The following is a 21418-nucleotide window of genomic DNA, read 5'->3' as shown; positions in this document are numbered from 1 at the left end:
CTCCTAAAACCCACCTGTTGAATTTAAGTACTTCACCCCCCATCTCGTAAAGACAAAGACTGTTGGGCGGCTCTGATAACGTGCATTCCCGCCTGTTTTCTAAAGAGATGAAACATGACTACAACTGATTCAAAAAAAACCAATAAAGCCTCTACAGGGGCTGACAATACTGTTGAACGCCATGAATTTAATGCCGAGGTTGGACGTTTGCTCGATCTCGTTGTTCATTCCCTCTATTCAGAACGGGAAATCTTCCTGCGTGAACTTCTTGCCAATGCGGCAGATGCCACCGATAAACGGCGCTTCGAAGCGCAAAGCGATGCCAGCCTTGCTTTACCTGCCGAAGCACCCATCATTGTTAAAGCCGATGAAAAAACCAAAACCCTCACTGTTTCCGATCAAGGACTTGGTATGAGCCGTGAGGAGCTTGCACAAAATCTCGGAACAATTGCTCGCTCCGGAACAAAAGCCTTTGAGGAAAAACTTCGCAATGCCGACAGCAAGGATCGTCCCAACCTTATCGGCCAATTCGGGGTTGGTTTCTATTCTGCCTTTATGGTTGCAAATTCTGTTGATGTGATTTCTAAAAAAGCCGGTACAGACGAAGCTTGGAAATGGCATTCCGATGGTAAAGGCGCTTATACGCTCGAGCCCGCCACCAGAGAAAAAGCCGGAACGGAAATTATCCTTCATCTTAAAGAAGATGCTGAAGAATTTTTAAAGACAGGCCGTATCCATGAAATCGCAGATAAATGGGTCTCGCACCTTTCTTGGCCGGTCACCTTGGAAGAGGAAAAAGACGGCAAAGCCGAGTTTACCCCCCTTAATAAAGGTAAAGCGCTTTGGAGCCAGCCTAAAAGTAAAGTGGAAGATGAAGAATATTCTGCCTTCTACCACGGCCTAACCCATAATTTTGACAAGCCTGCGGAAATTCTGCATTGGCATGCGGAGGGAATGACAGAATTTTCTGCCCTTCTTTTTGTACCGAGCGAGCGTCCTTTCGACTTTTTCTCTCGTCAGGAACGTGAAAGTAAAATCCAACTTTACGTCCGCCGCATGTTCATTACAGACGAGGCCGAACTTCTACCGGCTTGGCTACGTTTCTATGCCGGTGTGGTCGATACATCCGACCTACCGCTAAATGTTTCCCGTGAAATGCTCCAAGCAACGCCAACCTTAGCCCGTATTCGGAAAGCCGTTACAAGCAAAGCTTTCTCAGCGCTTGAAAAAATCGCCACAGATAACGAAAAGTCAGAAGAGGAAAAATCTTCTTTTGAGAAAATCTGGGGGAATTTCGGAGCTGTCCTCAAAGAAGGTATCTGGGAAGACACCGATTACCGTTCTAAAATTGCGGCAATTTCTCTTTTCCACTCGACCGAAAATCCGGATGGCTGGACGACACTTTCCGACTATGTCAGCCGTATGAAAGAAGGTCAAAAGAGCATCTATTATATTACAGGGGAATCACATGATGCCTTGCGTCATTCCGCTCATTTGGAGAAATTCCGTGCCCGTGGCATCGAAGTTCTGCTCTTAAGCGATCCTGTCGATAGTTTCTGGCCAGAACGCCTCCATGAATTCGAAGGCAAAAAATTAAAATCCGTTACCGACAGCGATGAAGATTTAAAAGACATCAAAGCTCCTGAACCAGAGGGTGAAGCTGCAAATTTAGAGGTGCTGGATACACGCCTCAAAGAACTTCTCGGTGATCAGGTCAAAGAAGTGCGTCCAACCGATAATCTCAGCGAAAGTGCGTTGATTCTAAGCTCTGATGGGGGGCCAGATGCCGCTTTGCAGCAGCTTCTACGCCGTACAGGTCAGGAAGTCCCGGTTTCTCAGCCTACTTTAGAGCTTAACCCACGCCACCCATTGATTGCGATGCTGGCGAAAAAAGCTGAAAAAGGCGAAGACCTCGGCCACTATCCTGAAATTCTGATGAGCCTTGGACGTTTACAGGATGGCGAACATCTTAAAGACCCAACCAGCTTCACCCGAATGATCTCTGATCTTTTAGCCGGTGAGGCAAAATAAGGTTTTTCTAAAAAATACCTGTATAAACTGGAAAGGCAGAGAAGCAATTCTCTGCCTTTTATTTTTATCAAATCAAATTAAAGTTTTAAAAGACACCTCCAGCTTGGGATAATTCCCTTAATCAAAACAAGGCAGATTTTATGAGACGGCAAACAATCATTTTCATCATGTTCTTGTTGGGCTTTTTTCAGTCCGCCCAGGCTCAGGATACACTGGTTCTTTCAAGTTTAAGTCCATACAAATATTGGAAACTTTCTGCCTTGAAAGAGCAGGCAGAGGCCGGAAACACAGAAGCGCAATTATATCTTGGCAGGGTTTATTGGTATGGGGGCGATGGCTTAATTGCGCTTACAGAAGCCCAAGCCAATGAAAAAATGGTTGAACAGGATTATTACAAGGCGGTGATCTGGTTTGAAGAGGCTGCTAAAAAAGGAGAATCCAGAGCCCAGGATTATCTCGGTTTGGCTTATGCCTCTGGGGCGGGCAAGAAAGTGGATTTAAAGCAGGCTTTTGATTGGTTTGAAAAATCCGCCCTGCAAAATAATCTCTGTGCGCAAATACATTTAGCGCAAGCCTATGCAAAAGGCGCAGGCGTGGCAAAAGACTGCCGCCGTGCAAAGGATTGGGTCCATCAGGCAATTTCCTCCCCTGAATGGGAACCCATGATATGGCTTCCTTTTTGCGATGAAAAATCTAAAACCTTAGACCAAATAGAAAAAGAAGGAATTGAATGCACAGATTAAAATTTTTCTAAAAAAGGCGGATGAAATTTCATCCGCCTTTTTCTCGTTTTAAATCACAGTAATTCAATGTTTATGATGCCTATGGTGATGATGGTGATGCCTTTTATGATGCGCCGGTGCAGGCTGTGGCGCTGGATCAGGTTTTTCCAGTGATACCGGTGGCGATAAAGGTTCCCCGGGTTTAGGGTAAAAAGTAGCAGGATCAATCAGAATATCGGTTGGCAAACCTGTCTTCATCGGCTCAAAGGGATGGGTATTCTTCTGAGAACCGCCATCCGCGCTTCCCGCTTCATCTGAAACAGGTACTCCTATATCCGCAACGGTATAATGTGTAATCGTGCCTACTTTTGGTGAAATATGCAATGTGACAGTTTCGTGTGAACGGTTTTTCCACCTGCTTGCGGATGGGCTGAATCAGGATGGATAATAATCGTTGCATCTTCTATCGTTGCGCCTGTAATCGTTTCATCCTCTTGTGTACCCGTTCTTACACCACCGATAATTGTGCCGGCAATGATATAGGCTTTGCCATCTTTTGCAGGGGGCGGGACGATATCTTTAATAATATCTCCTTGGTATAAACCATTGCCGCCTCCACCCAATTCCGGTCTGGACACCCCCGAATTGACATGCGGTGCCGGCGGAATAAAGCCCGGATTATTCGGTCGAATACCGCCACCGCCATTTGGCCTCTGTCCGCGAACATGGATCATCTCACCGCTCTCCTCCTCCGGTTCGTCAGTCATATGCTCCCTTACCATTTTTTTCTTCCTTTCATTCTCGTTAAAGCCTGTTAAAGCTTGAAGAAGCACCTCCAGCTTGAAACGATTCTCTACACAGGAACAAGGGGCATTTTATGAAATGGCAAAAAATAATTTGGATCCCGTTTTTGTTAGGATTCTTCCAATCAGCCCAGGCTCAGGATACACTGGTTTTTTCAAGTTTAAGCCCATACAAATATTGGAAACTTTCTGCCTTGAAAGAGCAGGCAGAGGCCGGAAATACAGAAGCGCAATTATATCTTGGCACACATTATTGGTACGGTGGCAATGGTGGTTTAATTCTGACAGAAACCCAAATCCAAGCTGATGAAAAACTTATTGGGCAAGATTATTATCAAGCGGTCATCTGGTTTGAGGAGGCCGCTAAAAAAGGTGAATCAAGAGCCCAGGATTATCTCGGTTTGGCTTATGCCTCTGGGGCGGGCGGCAAGCAGGTGGACTTAAAACAGGCTTTTGATTGGTTTGAAAAATCCGCCCTGCAAAATAATCTCTGTGCGCAAATCCATTTAGCGCAAGCCTATGCAAAAGGCGTAGGCGTGGCAAAAGACTGCCGCCGTGCAAAGGATTGGGTCCATCAGGCGATTTCCTCCCCCGAATGGGGAAATATTCCTTTCTGCGATGAAAAAATAACAACCTTAAAAAAAATAGAAAAAGATGGGCTTGAATGCGAAAACTAACTTAATATTAGACAAAAGAAAATCATGAAAAAACTTTTATCTCTCAGCGCTCTCCTTCTTTTAAGTTCCTGTATTGGAATTATCGTTAACCAAACTTCGGATTCAAAATCAAACGCTGGTACAATCTCAGAAAGCAATAGCTTCTCATCAAAAGATTCCTCTAATAAAAAAAATATCCAAACTCCCAAAGTCATTATTGTTGCCGGTTGGGAAAATGGCAAAGATATCGGCGATGCACCAGGAGAATATCAATTCTGGGTGGAGCGCCTTCATTTAGATCAGAAAGTCCCTATTCATGGGGTTAAAACCCAAGTCCTTCGTCGTAATAAAGAGGGCGTTTACGGTATCGTTTTAAAGGACGGTATTTTCGATCTTTCCGCTCTTGCTCTAGATCCGAAATTTGACCTGAAAAAAACTTATTGGATTTTCACTGGCATTTCTGGAATTGACCCTAAAGAAGCATCTGTCGGCTCTGTTGCTTGGGCAAGATGGGTTGTCGATGGCGATGCGCTACGTGAAATTGATGACCGTAAAATCCCAAAAAGCTGGCCTTATGGCCTCTGGGCGATTGGCGCAGACACGCCGAACACGCTTCCAAAAGACCCCAACCATTATGGCTCTGTAACCGATGTGGCACAGCTTTCCAAAGCCTATCCTCTTAATCCATCACTAACCGACTGGGCCTATCAGATCAGTCAAAGTGCAAAACTGTCTTCTCTGAAATTAACGGATGCGGAGAAAGCACAATGGAAAAATTACCCAGAGGCCACCAAAGCACCTAAAATTATGCTCGGCGAAACCCTCGGGGCGCTTCGTTACTGGCATGGCGAGGAAAGAACGCAATGGGCAAGAGATTGGGTCAAGCTTTGGACAAATCAAAAAGGCCGCTTTGTGATGACCAATGAGGAAAGCCAGACCAATCAAATTGAAATGCGCCGCTTGGCCAAACAGGATTTAATTGATCCTCAGCGTGTCATGGTCTTACGTTCGGGTAGTAATTTCTGCTTACCACCTCAAGGCATTTCAGCAGAAATCTCTATGGGCAATGAGGGAGATGGGCAAGTTATCGCCTTTGACAATAACGAACGTGCCGGTGAACCTGTCGTCAAAGAACTCGTCAAACATTGGGATAAATACAAAGACACACTCCCAAGCCTGACGCCTAAAAAATAAGCACATAAAAAAGCCTTGTCTTCCTTAATAGAAGGCAAGGCTTAAAACTGGTGGGGTATTACATGGTTATAAGGCACTATACGGCTGGCACACAGACTATTTAATTTTTTGCTCCAACAAATCTATCCATCTGATTGCACCAAGCCCCCATAGACCCTACAACCAAATTTTTATTATCTTTTGCACTCATATCATTCTCCCTTTCTTCCGAAAATTTACTTACATAATTCGCTAACAGGCTTATTCCAAAATTTGAAATAGACGAGATTAAAGAAGGGGCGGCTCGAGGACAGATAAAAGGACAAACTATCATCGCCAAAAAAAAACAACAGAACGGTGCCAATCTCCGTCTCTATAATTCAGTATCAATATTATAATAAAAAAACCCGCTAAAAGTCAAGTAGCTGGATACCCTAGAATTTACGGTTGCTTAAGCGAATGAGGAGCCAGAAAAGCCCCATGCAGAAAAAGCATGTCAGACCTGCATAAACGGTTCCAAAGGTTCCCTCCGCAAAGGGCATTCCGCTCGTATTCATCCCGAAAAACCCTGTTACCAAGGTCGCAGGCACCATCAAAGTCGTTGCCACGGAAAGAATATAAAGACGATCATTGGTTTCAGCGACCTGATTAGAGGCCAATTCATCCTGCAAAGAGCGTGAACGATCCTGCAAAGCTTGAAGATCATCAAGTGCTGTTTTAACCTGCTGCTCCCCCTGCTCTTGCAAAGAATCTGCCCATTTTGGCAATCTTAAATCATATTCCTGCAACACACGGCTCACCGGTGAAAGAACACGGCGAAGCTCCGTACAACGCCGCCGAATACGCCCTAAAGCCGTTCGGATGCCTCTTTGTTCCCGATGTTTAACAACCAGATCCACCTCCGGCTCATCCAGAGAATCATCTAATTTATCAATCTGGCGGCGCACTCTAAGCGCAAATTCTCGTAAAATCTGGTCAACTAATTCTGCTGGTGTAAAGGGAACGAGGCTTGCATGACGTGCGGAAAGACCACGCCCTGCTTTTTCCAATTCAGGGACAACCATATCAGACGTTGTGATAAGAAGATTTTCATTCATCACAAACCGCCATGTTGCGAAATCCCCATCATCGGGCGATTGTTCTGCATCAAATCCAGGAAACGCCCCCCAAACGACCCCTTCCTCTACTTCCAAAGCGACACCAGGTTCCGGCTCACTTAAGACCAAGGAGACGTCTTCTGGGAAAAGACCTACCTCTTCTATTTTCTGTACAATTCTAGGCGAGATGGTCGGAAAATGAATCCACCACCACCTTTCTTCCTCTTCACTTCCCTCAATATCTTCGGAAGAAGACAGATAGCGATTGACTTCTGACTCCCAATCCCCTGCTTTGGTCGGCAATAGCCCTTCTGCATCGAGATCTTCCGCCAGCTGTTCTAGAGGCGTTTCAGCATTAAAAGCATATTTTTGAACTTTTTCACCATGCACCTGCCAAGCCCACAAAGGGAGAGGAAAAGGTATCGGAGCTGCCGGCACAACAGAGGCCCCCGGTGGCGGTATAGGCGTTTTGGTGCCTTTTTGTATCAAAGAAGCAGGCCGTTTATTTTTTTCATGATTCATAAAACCTCTCTACTTCTCAGAGGATTCAAAAAAGCCAGCGAGGCCAGCAGAATGCGGCGACGCAAACACGCACCCTTACAAGCAAATGTAACAGATGAACCGATAACAGATTTTTAGGAAGGAAGGAAAGCCTAACTTTCCTCCCCCTTAAAAGGATGTGTCAAAAATGGCGCAAGAAAACGTCCTGTATGACTTTTTTCCACCTTCACCACTTTCTCCGGCGTCCCAACAGCAACAATTTCACCGCCTCCGGCCCCACCTTCAGGGCCGACATCAATAAGATAATCGCCCGATTTAATCAAATCTAAATTATGCTCAATCACCAAAATACTATTGCCCTGATCCACGAGCTCTTGGAGAACCCCCAACAGCTTAGCCACATCTTCGGTATGCAATCCCGTTGTTGGCTCATCAAGGACATAAAAAGTTTTTCCCGTTGCCCGCTTTGCCAGCTCTTTTGCCAGTTTCACACGCTGCGCCTCCCCGCCAGATAGCGTGGTGGCCTGCTGACCAAGCTTGATATATCCAAGTCCGACACGTTGTAAAATTGCGAGACGATCCCGAATGCGAGGAATGGGCTCAAAGAAAGGCAAGGCCTCATCCACAGTCATCGCCAAAATATCCGCAATAGATTTACCTCTAAAACGCACCTCTAAAGTTTCCCTATTATAACGTGCCCCCTTGCAGGTATCGCAGGTCACAAAAACATCCGGCAGAAAATGCATTTCAATTTTCAACACCCCATCGCCTTGGCAGGCCTCACAGCGTCCACCTTTAACATTAAAGGAAAAACGTCCAGCCTTATATCCCCGTGCTTTGGCCTCCGGCAATCCTGAAAACCATTCACGGATAGGGGTAAATAAATCCGTATAAGTCGCTGGATTGGAGCGAGGTGTCCGCCCAATAGGCGACTGGTCAATTTCAATAATTTTATCAATCTGATCCAGCCCCTCAAGGCTCTTATATTCCAACGGCACCGCAGAGGCACGCATGAGACGCCGACTTAGCGCTTTATAAAGTGTATCAATCACAAGACTTGATTTACCACTTCCCGAAACGCCCGTGACAACCGTAAAAACGCCCAGCGGAAATTTAACATTCACCGTTTTAAGATTATTTCCTGAAGCGCCTTTTAGCGTTAGCCAACCCTTTGGTTTGCGTCTTTTTTCAGGGACTTTAATCCCACGCTTGCCGGCAAGCCACTGCCCTGTCAGGCTTTTCGGATTTTCCGCTACCTCGCCTGGTGTGCCCGCAGCAATCAATTCTCCACCTAAAGCACCCGCCTGAGGCCCCATATCAATCAGATAATCCGCTTGGCGAATGGCATCCTCATCATGTTCCACCACCAAAATCGTATTACCAAGATCTCGCAAACGCCGCAGCATTTCCAAAAGACGGTCATTATCACGCTGATGCAATCCAATTGAAGGCTCATCTAAAACATACAACACGCCTGTTAAACCGGAACCAATCTGTGAAGCCAGACGAATACGCTGACTTTCTCCGCCCGATAAAGTTGCGGAACCACGGGAAAGGGTCAGATAATCCAATCCGACACGTTCTAGAAAATGTAAACGTTCAATAATTTCTTTTAAAATGCGATGGGCAATTTCAGCCCTTTGTGGCGTAAGCGTTTTCTCCACGCTACCAAACCATTTCAAAGCATCCGAAATGGTCATTTCAGAAATTTTTGCAATATCTTCCCCAGCCACTTTGACGCAAAGTGCCTCCGGCTTTAAACGTGCGCCTTGGCACGTAGGGCAAGGCGATTGTGACTGATAACGCCCAAGATATTCTTTAATGTGATTGCTATCTGTCCTAGCCAAACGGCGCTCTAGCTGGCCGATAACCCCCTCAAAAACACGCCGAACAATATGGACTTGCGTCCCTTCCACATAAGGGATTTTAATAAGATCATCCCCCCCATGCAGAATGTAATCACGTGTTTCCTTTTTGAGATTTTGCCATTTTGTAGAGGTTTTTTCGCCTTTATGTTTGGCAATCGCTTCTAAGGTCTGCGCATAAAAATCGCCCTTATCCCAGCCATTATCCCGCCAAGGCGCAATCGCTCCCTCCTTCAAGCTCAATGTCTCATCAGGCACAATGAGATTTTCATCAAAATTCGTTTCTGTTCCTAAACCATCACAGGTCGGACAAGCTCCCATTGGGGCATTAAAAGAGAAAAGCCGTGGCTCGATCGATTCAATCATAAAACCTGAAACCGGACAGGAATAACGTGCGGAAAAGCTTAGTTTAATAAGCTCTTTCCCCTCCTCCGGATGGGCAGAGGGTGGCAGTACCTCTTCGACAAAAATCAAACCATCTGAAAGAGATAGACCCGTTTCTAAAGAATCTGCCAAGCGCTGTTCGATCCCTTCTCGCACAACCAAACGATCAACAACGACATCAATATCATGACGGGTGCGGCGATTTAATTTCGGCACATCAGCCATATCATAAACTTCACCATCGACCCGTACTCTGGAAAAGCCTTTTTGTGCCAACTCGGCTAAATCTTTTGCGCCATCCCCCTTGCGTCCACGGACGACGGGCGCAATGAGCATAAGACGGATTTTCTCTGGTAAAGCCATCACCCGATCCACCATCTGACTCACCGATTGCGCCTCAATTGGCAGACCTGTCGACGGCGAATAAGGCACACCGGCACGCGCCCATAAAAGACGCATATAATCGTGAATCTCAGTAATAGTGCCAACCGTTGAGCGAGGATTTTTTGAGGTTGTTTTTTGCTCGATCGAAATAGCTGGGGAAAGCCCCTCAATTGAATCAACATCAGGCTTTCCCATCAATTCAAGGAACTGACGGGCATAGGCAGAAAGACTTTCGACATATCTCCGCTGCCCTTCGGCATAGATCGTATCAAAAGCCAAAGAAGATTTTCCGGAACCGGAAAGTCCCGTGATGACAGTCAAAGTATCTCTAGGAATATCGGCATTCACATTTTTTAAGTTATGCGTCCGTGCCCCCCGCACCCGAATGCAGGGGCCTTTTAAATATTCTTTGCCCCCCTTTTTCGGCAGATTTTTACTTGAAGAAGAGGCTGACGGAGCGAAATGAGAAGACATCAGAATTAACTTTCAAGCTTTACCAGTAACAAAATAATCAGTGACGTAATGGTCAATAGACGCACAGTCTATCACATTCTGCACCATCCTTTGAAAGAGATAAAAACAAATCAATAAAGTGATTAAAAAAATAAAAAATAACTATTTTCAAATAAAAAAATTAAGTGCAAACTTTTTTATAGAAAACGAGTCCCTGATGAGAAAATACCTGCATTTTCTTAACTTTAAATCTTAAAAAAATCAGCCTCGTACCTTCTGAAATTTCTCTACGCAGCAGGAGTTATAGAGATGAAACGTTTTTACAACCATCGAAATACAATCGTTAAAGAATCTGTTGAAGGGCTACTCTGCTCTTCTCATGGCACCGAACTGGCTATGCTTGAGAACAAGGGCGGAAGCTGTGTCGTTCTCCGTAAAAATTTGGACAAAAAAAAGGTTGCCCTCCTCTCTGGCGGTGGCAGTGGACATGAGCCAATGCATGCTGGATTTGTCGGGGAGGGAATGCTAACAGGTGCTATTTGTGGTGCCCTGTTTGCCTCCCCTGGATCACAAGATATTCTTGCAGGCATTTTAGCTGTAACAGGTGATGCAGGATGTCTGGTCATCGTCAAAAATTATATGGGGGATCGCCTTAATTTTGGGAGTGCCGTTTCCGAAGCACGTGCCCTTGGGCTTAAAGTCGAAATGGTGCTTGTCGGTGATGACATTGCCCTCGGTGGTGGCACTAAAGCCCGTGGCCTCGCAGGTGTTGTCCTGATCCATAAAATTGCAGGTGCGGCTGCTCAGGCTGGAAAATCCCTAGAGGAAGTCGCAGAAATTGCTAGAAATGCTGCTGCAAACCTACATACGCTGGGTCTAGGGCTCACGAGTTGTACACCTTATGACGCCAAGCCCTCCACCCGTATTGCCGAAAATCAAGTTGAGGTCGGAATCGGTATCCACGGCGAAGCTGGGGCAGCAATTATTCCCTACGAACCCCTCACCTCTCTTATGGAAACATTGGTAAAACGCCTTCTTTCCAATGCGCCTGAGGGGGATTTTTTTCTTTTGGTCAATATTCTTGGCATTACGCCAATCATTGAAGCGCAAGCGATTATTTCCTCACTGGCACTCACCCCCCTTTCCAAAAGGGTAAAAATGTTAATTGGGCCTGCTGCCTTTTGCACGTCTCTTGATATGTCAGGCGTCTCTCTGACCATCATGCCCGCTCAAGCGCAATTCCTAGAGCTCCTTTCTGCACCAACCAAAGCACCTTATTGGGTAAGCCCGGTTCCTTACACCACCTCTCCTGTGACTTTGCCTGTCCCCATTTTACCAACAAATGCACGGGCAACAGCGAGTGCTAATCCCAGAATAGAAAAATTGATGCAGGTCATCACCACAACCTTAGAGAACAACGAGGCTTTTCTAAATTCCCTCGATGCCAAAGCAGGGGATGGGGATTGCGGCTCAACTTATGCGGATGCCGCCAGAAGGATCGCCACCTGCCACAAAGATCTCCCTTTTGCGGATATTTCTGCCCTCTTTGGTGCCGTTGGACGTTTACTGTCACGTTATTCGGGCGGTAGCAGTGGTGCTCTGTTCTCCATTCTTTTTGCAAATGCAGCAGAAAATAAAGATTGGCGCCAAGGCCTATTACGTGGTGTTGAGAAAATGGAAGAATATGGTGGTGCCCAGCCTGGGGACCGCACCGTTTTAGATGTTTTACGTCCCGCAGTGGAATGCCTTGCTAAAGGCGGCACGATTGAAGAAACGGCTAAGCTTGCACGGGCAGGCGCAGAAGCGACAAAAACGATGAAGGCCCAAATTGGTCGCGCCTCTTATGTCCCGCCAGAACAAATTCTTGGTGTTCCGGATGCAGGTGCCGAAGGTGTTGCACGTGTTTTTGAAGCCCTTGCCCATGAAAACGGCACCCATACCTCAAACGCTTAAAAGAACGAAAGGATTCTCGTCATGACCAAAACAAAATATGTGGTTGGCAATTGGAAAATGCACACCACCCGTGAATCCGCACTCAAACTTGTAAATGAAACAGTTGAAGGCCTTCACAAAAATCCGAGTGCAGAGGATTGTCGCATTATCATCTGCCCGCCTTACCCGCATCTCTATACTGTTGGAGAAATTCTCCGCAATGCTCAGCTGCCAAATGTCTTTTTAGGGGCGCAAGATTGCAGTGCACGGGATGCAGGTACAGGCGATGTTCCTGCCCAAATGCTGCTTTCTATGGGCGTGAAATATGTCATTCTAGGCCATTCAGAGCGCCGGCTTCGCCATCATGAAACGGATCATCTCATCTGCTCCAAAGCAGAATGGGTGGCACAGGCTGGTTTAACCCCTATCGTCTGTATTGGGGAAACGCTTGAAGAACGTGAGGCTGGACAGATATATGCCATTTTGAAGAAGCAAATCACAACTTCCCTTCGTCGCGATTTTACAGGCATCGTCGCTTACGAGCCTATCTGGGCAGTTGGCAGTGGTGCCATGGCGACCGCCGTCGATATCAGAGATGCTTTTGAGATGATTTCTGAACTGCTTTCCGGTTATCTTGCGGCTGAACTTCCGCCCATTCTTTATGGGGGGGCGGTGCAAAATGGCGCACAGGCAAAAGAAATTTTTAGCCTTCAAATGGATGGTGTTCTGGTTGGACGTGCCTGTTTAGAAGCCGCACCTTTTCTTGATATCATCCATGGTGCTGATTCATGAAATAAATTAACGACAGACATGACCTTTCAAAAACCTTGACAGGAATCATGCTTAAAGCTCATCCTAATAACAGATCCGAGGGGAGACCTGCTGAAATGCAGGTCTGAGAGCGCTTTAAGCGAAACCCTTGAACCTGATCCAGATCATGCTGGCGAAGGGACGGAATTTTGAGAGAAAATCAAACGGCTAAATTTTGCAATTTATTTTCCTCTCTCCCTCTAAGTCTGAGCATCATGGGTCCTTATGTCTAAATTGATAAGGTCTGTCTATGTCTCCTCAAAATCCTCTTTCAATCGCTGTCATCGGTGCTGGCGTCGGTGGCCTCGTTACGGCAATGATCCTCAACGAAGCCGGCTATAAAATCACCCTTTACGAAAAATCGAAGATTATCGGTCCTGAAAGCTGTTCTTTTATGTCAGGCGGAATGCTTGCCCCTTGGTGTGAAAGAGCCGATACAGACCCAGAAGTTCTTCGCAAAGGCATTATGGCACTGGATTGGTGGGAGAATCATTTTATAGGCTTTTCTCGCAACGGTTCTTTGCTTCTTTCCTCTAAGCATGATTATTCCGAAATCGCACGTTATAGGACACATACTTCCGGCCACGAAATGGCGGATCAAAAAAGAATTTCCGAACTTGAACCTGCTCTTTCCCATCTTTTTGACGAAGGTTTATTCTATCCCGAAGAAGGACATCTTGATCCAAGGGAAGCCCTAGCATCTCTTGCACATCAGTTGGAACAAGCATCTGTTTCCATCAAAACAGGCAAGGCCGTAAAACATTCAGATCTCAAAGAAGACCTCATCATTGATTGCCGTGGATTGGCGGCACGGGAAGATTTACCAAAGCTTCGAGGGGTTCGAGGCGAAATGCTACGCATCCGCAGCGACGAAGTCTCCTTTTCACGCCCCATCCGTCTCCTTCATCTAAGAGATTCCATCTATATTGTCCCCCGTAAAAATGGTGAAATAATGGTCGGAGCCTCTTCTATTGAAACAGATTGGGACGGCCCCGTCACCGTTCGCACCGCCGCCCGCTATTTAGAAGCCTGCGAACGCCTTCACCCTGCACTTGGACAGGCTGAAATCCTTGAGCTCGGCGCTGGTGTCCGTCCTGCCTTTCCCGATAATCTCCCCCATGTCAGCCGTGAGGGGCGTGTCATTTACCTGAATGGTTTTTACCGGCATGGCTGGTTGCTTTCCCCTTGGGCGGGGCAGGAAGTGTTAAAAGAAGTACAGCAGTACACAGGAGAAAAAAGCACAAAAAAAGCCTCCCAAGCACAACCGACAGAGATCCACGCCATTGTAAATGGCAAAAGCCAAGCCATTCCAACTCTTCTTTCTGAACTTCTCAAAAAGCTCCATTTCCAAGATAAAATCGTCGCAACAGCGCTTAATAATCAATTTATTCCCGCAGAAAAACGTGCCGAAACCTTTCTTAAAGAAGGTGATCGCATTGAAATCCTTACCCCCATGCAAGGCGGTTAAAATGTCAGATACAAAATTTTCAATTTACGGCGAAGTTTTTGCCTCACGCCTTTTTCTCGGCACCGCACGTTATCCCTCCCCCAGCTGCTTAAAACAAGCCGTCCAATCTTCTCAAACTTCAATGATTACCGTCTCTTTAAGGCGAGAAATGATTGGCAAAGGCCAAAAACCACAACGACAAAATGCGGGCGGTTTTCAAGAAATTATCAAGGATTTGAACCTACCGGTTCTTCCCAATACCGCCGGTTGCCTCAGCATTGCAGAAGCCATCACAACCGCCCAGATGAGCCGGGAAATTTTTGGTACAAACCGTCTAAAATTAGAAATCATCCATGATGAAAATAGCCTTCAGCCCGATGTTATTGCCCTCGTGGAAGCCGCACGCCTTCTCTCTCAAGAAGGGTTTAAAATCTATCCTTATACAACACCGGATTTAAGCATTGCCGAAAGATTATTGCGTGCCGGCTGTGAGGTTCTCATGCCAGGTGCTGCCCCGATCGGCACAGGCCAAGGCATCAATGACCCTAGCGCCATGAAACGCCTACGCACCACTTTCCCTGAAACGATCCTGATCGCCGATGCGGGATTACGCTTGCCGTCCGAGGCCGCCGCCCTCATGGAATGGGGGTATGATGGTATTTTAGCGAATACAGCGATCGCCAGAGCCGGAGATCCTATCCAAATGGCGCATGCTTTTTCACTTGGTATTCAAGCCGGCAGAAATGCCTATATGGCAAACCCGACAAGCATTTACGAAGAGGCCGTCGCTTCAACCCCTCTCGAAAATAGAGGATTTCACGAATGAAATTACCCGATATTTTCTATCCAATCGCTGAAAATTCAAAAGAAATTGCCTTAGCCGTTCAAGCTGGTGCTAAATTTATTCAGCTCCGTTTTAAAGGCGCACCGGAAAAGCGTCTTACGGAAATCCGCCATTCTCTTAAAATTTGCCATGATGCAAAAGCGATCTGTGTCATTAATGATTACTGGCAAGAAGCGCTTTCAGAAGGGGCAGAATGGATACATCTTGGCCAAGAAGATTTAGATACGCTCGACGATTCAGACAAAGAAGCCTTCCGGCGCAAAAAGATCAGGCTCGGCATCTCCACCCATGATAAGACGGAACTTTTCCGTGCTTTATCGCTTAATCCTGCCTATATTGCCCTCGGCCCTATTTGGGAAACCACACTCAAAAAAATGAAATGGCAGCCGCAAGGTTTAGAACGCCTTTCTCTATGGCGCAATCTTATTCCAACGGAAATTCCTCTTGTGGCGATCGGTGGACTAACGCCTGAACGTGGCAAGAAATCTCTTGAACAAGGTGCAGATGCTGTTGCCTGCGTCAGTGCGGTTTTCAAAACCAAAAATCCAACCGAAGCGATTCAAGAGTGGAAAAAATACCTTGCCGGATAACGTTTTCCAAGAAAGATTTTCAAGCCAAATCCGCCTGCCGCATATTGGCCTATCAGGACAAGAAAAACTCTTTCAGGCAAAAATCCTTGTTGTCGGCGCTGGGACTTTAGGCTGTGCCTGCCTACCGTGGCTTGTTGCCTCCGGGATTGGCGAAATCCGTCTTGTTGACCCAGACAGGATAGAGCCTGATAATCTTGCCCGCCAAGTGCTTTACACCGAGGCAGAGCTTGGACAAAACAAAGCTCTTTCTGCCAAAACAACATTACAAAGACAAAATCCGCATTTAAATCTCATCGCAGAAACGCAATATGCGACACGGGAAAGTGCCCAAAACTGGATAAAAAAAGCCGATTTGGTTCTTGATTGTGCCGATAATGTTGCCACGAGCTTTTTACTCGATGATTTATGCAGATCTGCTGGTAAAATCTTTGTGAGCGCCTCGGCAGAACGTTTTGGCGGTTATGTCGGTGCTTTTAACGGAAACGCTCCAGCCTATCGGAATATTTTTCCGGCCCTAAATGAAGGAACAGATTGCGCAACATCCGGAATTTTAGGCGCAGCCGGCGGTGTCATCGGAGCGCTTCAGGCGCAAATCACCATTTCCCTGATTTTAGGCTTAGACCCTTCCCCTTTAGGAAAACTCTTTGTCTGGAAAGGTGACGAGTGGCGCATGGAAACGATTATTTTCTATGATGCGCCGATTAAAAAAACAGAAAACTATCCTGTTATTTCCTTAAAAGAAATCACGGCAAACGATCTGTTAATTGACCTCCGTCCTAAAAATTCATGGCCAAAAATAAACAACGCCTTACGGGAACTTCCAAAGAATCTAAGCCCCGAACAACAAGATCATCGGCGAATTATTTTTCTCTGTGAAACAGGTGCACTAGCTACAAAAGAGGCCTTAGAACACCAAGAGCGAGGCTACCGCAACCTCGCCCTCTGTGCTTTAAATTTAGAAGAGAATCTCTAAATTATGCTTCTGGCTCATCATCGAATTTATCAAAGACGGCTTCGACTTTTCCGTTTAGTTTCAAAGTCATTGGACGGCCAAAACGGTCAAGAGATTTACGCCCTGCGGCAACACGGATCCAGCCTTCGGACATGCAATATTCTTCGGCATCATGGCGTTCTTTGCCATTAAAACGAACACGAAGATTTTTCTGCAAAGCCTCCTCATTAAAAAAGGAAGAATCCGGCCAAATGGAAAGGCGATCTGGGGGCGTATTTTCACTCATACTAAAATCCTAAAATATTCTAAAATTAGATAATTGCTTATAGCAAAAGAAAATCACTTTTACATTCCCTCTTTACGTCAGAAGATGTTCCACGTGAAACATTTACTCTTGCAAGCCATTTGCCTTTCTAATTCTTTTAACTAGTGTTTCTATTTTTTGCTTTAAATCACCATCTAGGCAAAATTCTTCCCAACCAGATGAATCCTCACAGATTTTTTTAGCTAGCTTCACCTTATTCGCATCAGCTTCACTTTTATCTTTTTTAATGTATTTAAAAAGATGATGGTCAAGCTGTTCTAAATCCGTCGGCTCTGCTTCGTAAGACTTACTGTGATTAAATTTAATTGCTGCTTGTAACTTATCTTTATCAATATAATTTTCGACCTCTCTTCCAAAAGTCACCCAAAAAGCTTCTGAATTTTCTTCTCTTTCAAGATCGTTCTTAATGCGTCTTACAGCTGGCTTGAAGTCTTCCTCATCATGCGGACAATCTCTATCCATTAAAATCGTCATATTTCGATTAATTTGTAAAAGCTTAATAAAATCAGAAAATTCTTGCTCATTTATCGTCTCATTCTCTTCATCAGAGAGTGAAAGATACTTTATCAAAGCCCCACCGTAGAACATGATGGAATAGTCTATGCCCTCTTGTAGACCATCATCTATAAGAGAAATCCAATGACGCAGATAAATACGATCAGAAGGCCCTTCAACCCAAATAATATAATTCGTTTGCAAAAGGTCAGAGGCCAGATAACCCAAATCATCCAGAACACCTCTTTTCTGTAACGCATCTGGAAGATGCTCTATATGCGTTTCGGTTCCATCATTCCTCACTCTAAAAAGATTTGCCTCTTTTATATCTATAAAAATATTGGAATGGGTCGCAATAAAATACTGACTGGTCGTATTTTCGATTAGGTAACGTACAAGTTTACGTTGAAGTGCTGGATGAAGATGAATTTCTGGTTCTTCAATACAGATAATATCCCCATCATAAATTGTGCAGTAAGCAGCGATGATAACAACTTCTTTAATGCCTGTGCCTAGATATTTTAAAGGTAAAATTTTTCCTTCAATATCCACCTCAATATCTAAGTTCTCACCGTTATACGCAATTCTGATTTCAGCATTATCGTTTCCAAGAACATTTTGAAGAAAGTTATTTATTCTTCTAAATGTTTTACTTAACCCTAAGTTTTTATATGTAGGGTTGGATAACTCAAGTAACTTACTAGGCAAAGCTCTACCACTTAAAGCTTTAGATATTTTTTCTCCCTGAACATCAGCTTGAACATCCCTAATTGCTGAGATTAAACGTATTTTTTTTGTTTTTGGAAATCTAGATTTTTCATCTTTCATTTCGGATAGAATCTCTTCTATTGATTGCTTAGATTTCAGTTTTTGAAGAATCCAGTTAGCCCGACCGTCTCCTTTTTTTACATAATCCTCCTCGAATTCATCCTCGCTATAACCACACTTAAGAAAGAGGAACTTTAAACTCACTTCATCTAAAGAGCTTAGAAAATCCTTCAGAATCCCTTCTAGTTTCTTTTCATAACCGTTTACAGAGCCTTCTAACCACCAGTATTTGTCTTCTAATAAATCTTTAAATTTATCTTCCAATACCAATTTTTTATCCAAAGCATCCTGAATTTCTAAAATTATTTTTTGAATATACTCTCGGTGTTTCTCCAAAGAAAAACCTAGCCCCTGACGTAAATATCCCAGTTCAAAATAAAACTCCCCTTTTTTTAAATGGAACTCCTCTCCTCTTAAATTTCTAGGAGGCTCGAGGCCTTCCGAAGAGGCATCAGGGCCATACCTATCGTAATACTCACACTCTGCAATCCGTATAGCTCTAAAATCATCCAAATAATCATTTATAAAATTTAAAACTGTAGACTTTCCAGCATTATTCTCACCAATAAAAACATTCATTTGTCCTAAAGGGCCGATAATCTGTTCAGAGCCGATACCTCTGTAATAGGCGACTTTTATGGCATCAAAGGGTGGAATAAATTCTTCTTTATTGTGAATATTTTTCTCAGACATCTTTCCGCCCCCTAAAGCGTATTAAAATTTCGTTTAAACTTCCCTTCTTATTTCTTTTTTCTTTATAGTCTGTATTCTCTTTTTTCTTAAATATTTTCAGAAAAGACCACGATGCTTCTACCTGTTACAGAATTTCAAGATTCCTTAGATCCGTCACAGACAGTGCTGATTTTACTGCATGGGGTGTTTGGGCGTGGAAAGAATTTCGGGCAGATCGCACGGGTGCTCTCCAAAGACGTTCAATGTATGACGCTGGATTTACGCAACCATGGCACAGCACCTCCCGGTCCTTTAGAAATTAGCGCGATGGCAAAAGATGTCATTGATACATGCCTCTCCCTTAAATTAGAGAAAGTCATTCTTTTAGGCCATTCGATGGGCGGTAAAGTCGCCATGTCTGCCGCTTTAGAGACAGAAAATCATCCTGCGGAATGGCATCACATTTTAAAGGCGCTGATTATCGCCGATATTGCTCCCATTTCCTTCACTTCTTCCCATCGCAATATGGCAAGCGATTTGGCTCGGCTGGAATTTCCAGCCCTTAAAACACGGCGCATGGCCGCCGATTTTCTATTGGAAAATGTTCCTGAGGTGACAGACCCTGCGATTGCCGCTTGGCTCACGCAAAATCTCGCGCCCGGAGAATATCCCTATTGGGAAACAAATATTGCGCAAATCGCTTTAGACTTTGATAATGTCGCAAACTGGCCAAAAGAAAAAAATCTTTCGCCTTATACAAAGTCAAGCCTCTTTCTCCGTGGTGAAAAATCTGACTATATTCCAACCAAAAGTGAGGCAGAAATTTTCCGCCTCTTTCCAAAATCGGAAATTAAAACCATTGAAAATGCAGGCCATTGGCTCCATGCGGAACAGCCTCAGGCCTTCCTGCATTTGGTAAAGAACTTTCTAGAGACTCAGTTTTCCTGAGTATCTTCCATCCGATAACCGCCCTTGCCGTTGCTGCGAATCACGCCAGAACCAAAAACATGCGGCCCAGCAGCGACAATATCGCTTTCCGAAAGTTTCTTTAGGGTTTCAAGACGGGTCTTTAAGGCCGTCTCTCGATCCAAATCATAGCCGATGCACCAATGCGGATAGGGCAACTGAAATTCTGCGGCATGAATAATATCGCCCCAAATCAAAAGCTTTTCACCGTCACTTTCAAGCATAACACCGCTATGTCCGGGCGTATGACCTGGCAAGGCCACTAATTTAACGCCTTTTTCGACCTCTTCCCCCCACTCGACCGGCTGGATTTGCCCCTCATAGGCTTTAAGAACTTTTTGAACTGCCGCAAAATAGGGTTTTAAATCCGGAAATCTAGAGGCATTAAACTCATTATTCCAGAAGGCGAATTCTAAACGTGACATGGTTAAAACTGCATTCGGATAGAGTTTCTTCCCCTCTAAATCAATAACGCCCCCGACATGATCCGGATGGAAATGAGTCAGAAACACCCTTGAGACCGCTTTAGGATCATAGCCTGCCTTAACAAAAGATTTATAAGACCTACCAAAACGTGGCCCCATATGTCCGCCACAGCCGGCATCTACCAAGTAAAAATTTTCACCGCCCTTTTCCGCAGGCATTGCCAAAAGAAAAGCCTGCATCGGCGAAGGAATAGCCTCTTTTGAAGAAAGCGCATGAAGTCTATAAATTTCATGCCCCTCCTCGCAATCTGCCTCTGGGATCAAGTCCGGCGTAATCAGATTAATCGCATCTAAAAATGCTGTTACCTTCGCCTTACCAATTCTTCTTTCTTCGAGCATGGAGAATATCCTTAAACTTTACTTTGCCGTTTTATTTAATGTCTAAGCTGACCAGCGGCACAAACAATCCATGTTTCCGGCTGTCCCATCGCCTTCCCTCTAACACTTGTATCAGGATTAGCTGCTAGATTTTCGGCCTTTAACGTAGCGGCAAGCTTATCATTGTCAAACATGCATTTTTTACCATCTACGCCGCAAAAATGATTAAAAGCTTGCTTTTTAAGCCAATCCTGAGAGGCCAGCGTATAAAAATCTGTTTTCGAGGCAGGCACAAGATAATTGCCGAAAAGCTTCTTTTCAGGAACTTTTTTCACAGTGGAAAGCGCACAGGCATAATTAACAATTGGTGCCGTTGCCAAATCTTGGCGCTGAACAGGGATATTGGCTAGCCAACCTTGCCAGGCCTTATTTTCAAGTGCAAAAGAGGTCTGTATAGGTGTTTGCGGCATGAAATGCACCGCACCGGGATTTTCCAAACCTGCGCTAATCAATACTTCGGCCGCTCTCTGCCAATCGGGAGAGGGTGCAAGGGCGGGGTCTTTGTTGCTATGCGCCGCAGCCGGCATGATCTGGAGCGCAGAAACAGCGAAAAACCCCGAAAAAAGGGCGAAAATATTTTTAATCTTTGTAGGTTTCATAACTGGCTTCCCCTTATGATGAACTC

The 21418-nt window shown here is 45.0% G+C and carries 19 protein-coding genes and 1 riboswitch; of the genes, 11 read left to right on the top strand and 8 right to left on the bottom strand.

The window, feature by feature from the left end:
* Positions 1 to 114 precede the first annotated feature (114 nt).
* The gene (gene htpG / locus FAI41_05700) at positions 115 to 2031 is read left to right on the top strand and encodes a molecular chaperone HtpG (GenBank protein QCE33130.1); all 1917 of its coding nucleotides are present in this window, start codon (positions 115 to 117) and stop codon (positions 2029 to 2031) included.
* A 140-nt stretch (positions 2032 to 2171) separates the two neighbouring features.
* Positions 2172 to 2774 (top strand): sel1 repeat family protein, encoded by a 603-nt coding sequence (locus FAI41_05695; GenBank protein ID QCE33129.1) that lies wholly within the window; start codon positions 2172 to 2174, stop codon positions 2772 to 2774.
* 63 nt (positions 2775 to 2837) lie between these two features.
* Here the strand turns inward: FAI41_05695 and FAI41_05690 are convergent, their stop codons facing one another.
* Positions 2838 to 3137 carry a hypothetical protein gene (locus FAI41_05690; GenBank protein ID QCE33128.1) on the bottom strand — a complete coding sequence of 100 codons (300 nt, stop codon included), beginning with the start codon at positions 3135 to 3137 and terminating at the stop codon, positions 2838 to 2840.
* Positions 3116 to 3520, bottom strand: a complete 405-nt coding sequence (locus tag FAI41_05685; GenBank protein QCE33127.1) for a hypothetical protein — start codon at positions 3518 to 3520, stop codon at positions 3116 to 3118. Before FAI41_05685 ends, FAI41_05690 begins: the two co-directional genes overlap by 22 nt.
* A gap of 110 nt (positions 3521 to 3630) precedes the next feature.
* Between FAI41_05685 and FAI41_05680 the strand changes: the two genes are divergently transcribed.
* Both FAI41_05680 and FAI41_05675 read left to right on the top strand, forming a co-directional pair.
* Entirely contained in the window at positions 3631 to 4233 is a 603-nt protein-coding gene (locus FAI41_05680; GenBank protein ID QCE33126.1) for a sel1 repeat family protein, read from the top strand.
* A 24-nt stretch (positions 4234 to 4257) separates the two neighbouring features.
* Positions 4258 to 5406 carry a purine nucleoside permease gene (locus FAI41_05675; GenBank protein QCE33125.1) on the top strand — a complete coding sequence of 383 codons (1149 nt, stop codon included), beginning with the start codon at positions 4258 to 4260 and terminating at the stop codon, positions 5404 to 5406.
* A gap of 413 nt (positions 5407 to 5819) precedes the next feature.
* Here FAI41_05675 and FAI41_05670 read toward each other — a convergent pair whose 3' ends face one another.
* Together FAI41_05670 and uvrA are read right to left on the bottom strand one after the other, a co-directional pair.
* Positions 5820 to 7004: a magnesium transporter gene (locus FAI41_05670; GenBank protein QCE33124.1), complete on the bottom strand. Its 1185-nt coding sequence runs from the start codon at positions 7002 to 7004 to the stop codon at positions 5820 to 5822.
* 131 nt (positions 7005 to 7135) lie between these two features.
* Positions 7136 to 10090 carry an excinuclease ABC subunit UvrA gene (gene uvrA, locus FAI41_05665; protein QCE33123.1) on the bottom strand — a complete coding sequence of 985 codons (2955 nt, stop codon included), beginning with the start codon at positions 10088 to 10090 and terminating at the stop codon, positions 7136 to 7138.
* A 288-nt stretch (positions 10091 to 10378) separates the two neighbouring features.
* On the opposite strand from uvrA, the gene FAI41_05660 reads away from it, so the two are divergent.
* From FAI41_05660 to FAI41_05635, 6 genes are all read left to right on the top strand, one after another.
* Positions 10379 to 12022: a DAK2 domain-containing protein gene (locus FAI41_05660; GenBank protein ID QCE33122.1), complete on the top strand. Its 1644-nt coding sequence runs from the start codon at positions 10379 to 10381 to the stop codon at positions 12020 to 12022.
* 21 nt (positions 12023 to 12043) lie between these two features.
* The gene (gene tpiA, locus FAI41_05655; GenBank protein ID QCE33121.1) at positions 12044 to 12793 is read left to right on the top strand and encodes a triose-phosphate isomerase; all 750 of its coding nucleotides are present in this window, start codon (positions 12044 to 12046) and stop codon (positions 12791 to 12793) included.
* 68 nt (positions 12794 to 12861) lie between these two features.
* Positions 12862 to 12970: riboswitch (TPP riboswitch) on the top strand.
* Between the two features lie 91 nt (positions 12971 to 13061).
* Entirely contained in the window at positions 13062 to 14279 is a 1218-nt protein-coding gene (thiS, locus tag FAI41_05650) for a sulfur carrier protein ThiS (protein ID QCE33120.1), read from the top strand.
* Position 14280: 1 nt separating this feature from the next.
* Positions 14281 to 15084 carry a thiazole synthase gene (locus FAI41_05645; protein QCE33119.1) on the top strand — a complete coding sequence of 268 codons (804 nt, stop codon included), beginning with the start codon at positions 14281 to 14283 and terminating at the stop codon, positions 15082 to 15084.
* Positions 15081 to 15692 carry a thiamine phosphate synthase gene (locus FAI41_05640; GenBank protein QCE33118.1) on the top strand — a complete coding sequence of 204 codons (612 nt, stop codon included), beginning with the start codon at positions 15081 to 15083 and terminating at the stop codon, positions 15690 to 15692. The genes FAI41_05645 and FAI41_05640 overlap by 4 nt, the downstream gene beginning before the upstream one ends.
* Positions 15607 to 16665, top strand: a complete 1059-nt coding sequence (locus FAI41_05635; protein ID QCE33117.1) for a HesA/MoeB/ThiF family protein — start codon at positions 15607 to 15609, stop codon at positions 16663 to 16665. Before FAI41_05640 ends, FAI41_05635 begins: the two co-directional genes overlap by 86 nt.
* 1 nt (position 16666) lies before the next feature.
* On the opposite strand, the gene FAI41_05630 is transcribed toward FAI41_05635, so the two are convergent.
* Both FAI41_05630 and FAI41_05625 read right to left on the bottom strand, forming a co-directional pair.
* Positions 16667 to 16930: a DUF3297 family protein gene (locus FAI41_05630; GenBank protein ID QCE33116.1), complete on the bottom strand. Its 264-nt coding sequence runs from the start codon at positions 16928 to 16930 to the stop codon at positions 16667 to 16669.
* A gap of 102 nt (positions 16931 to 17032) precedes the next feature.
* Complete coding sequence (locus FAI41_05625) at positions 17033 to 18985, bottom strand: ATP-binding protein (GenBank protein ID QCE33115.1); 1953 nt, start codon at positions 18983 to 18985, stop codon at positions 17033 to 17035.
* 111 nt (positions 18986 to 19096) lie between these two features.
* Here FAI41_05625 and FAI41_05620 point away from each other — a divergent pair, with 111 nt between their 5' ends.
* Complete coding sequence (locus FAI41_05620; protein ID QCE33114.1) at positions 19097 to 19912, top strand: alpha/beta fold hydrolase; 816 nt, start codon at positions 19097 to 19099, stop codon at positions 19910 to 19912.
* Here FAI41_05620 and FAI41_05615 read toward each other — a convergent pair.
* Positions 19900 to 20754: an MBL fold metallo-hydrolase gene (locus FAI41_05615; protein QCE33113.1), complete on the bottom strand. Its 855-nt coding sequence runs from the start codon at positions 20752 to 20754 to the stop codon at positions 19900 to 19902. The genes FAI41_05620 and FAI41_05615 overlap by 13 nt on opposite strands.
* A 35-nt stretch (positions 20755 to 20789) precedes the next feature.
* The gene (locus FAI41_05610; GenBank protein ID QCE33112.1) at positions 20790 to 21392 is read right to left on the bottom strand and encodes a hypothetical protein; all 603 of its coding nucleotides are present in this window, start codon (positions 21390 to 21392) and stop codon (positions 20790 to 20792) included.
* Positions 21393 to 21418 lie beyond the last annotated feature (26 nt).

It is taken from the genome of Acetobacteraceae bacterium, assembly GCA_004843165.1.
In the GTDB taxonomy this organism is placed as follows: Bacteria; Pseudomonadota; Alphaproteobacteria; order Acetobacterales; family Acetobacteraceae.
This window is presented reverse-complemented; position numbering and strand designations above follow the sequence as displayed.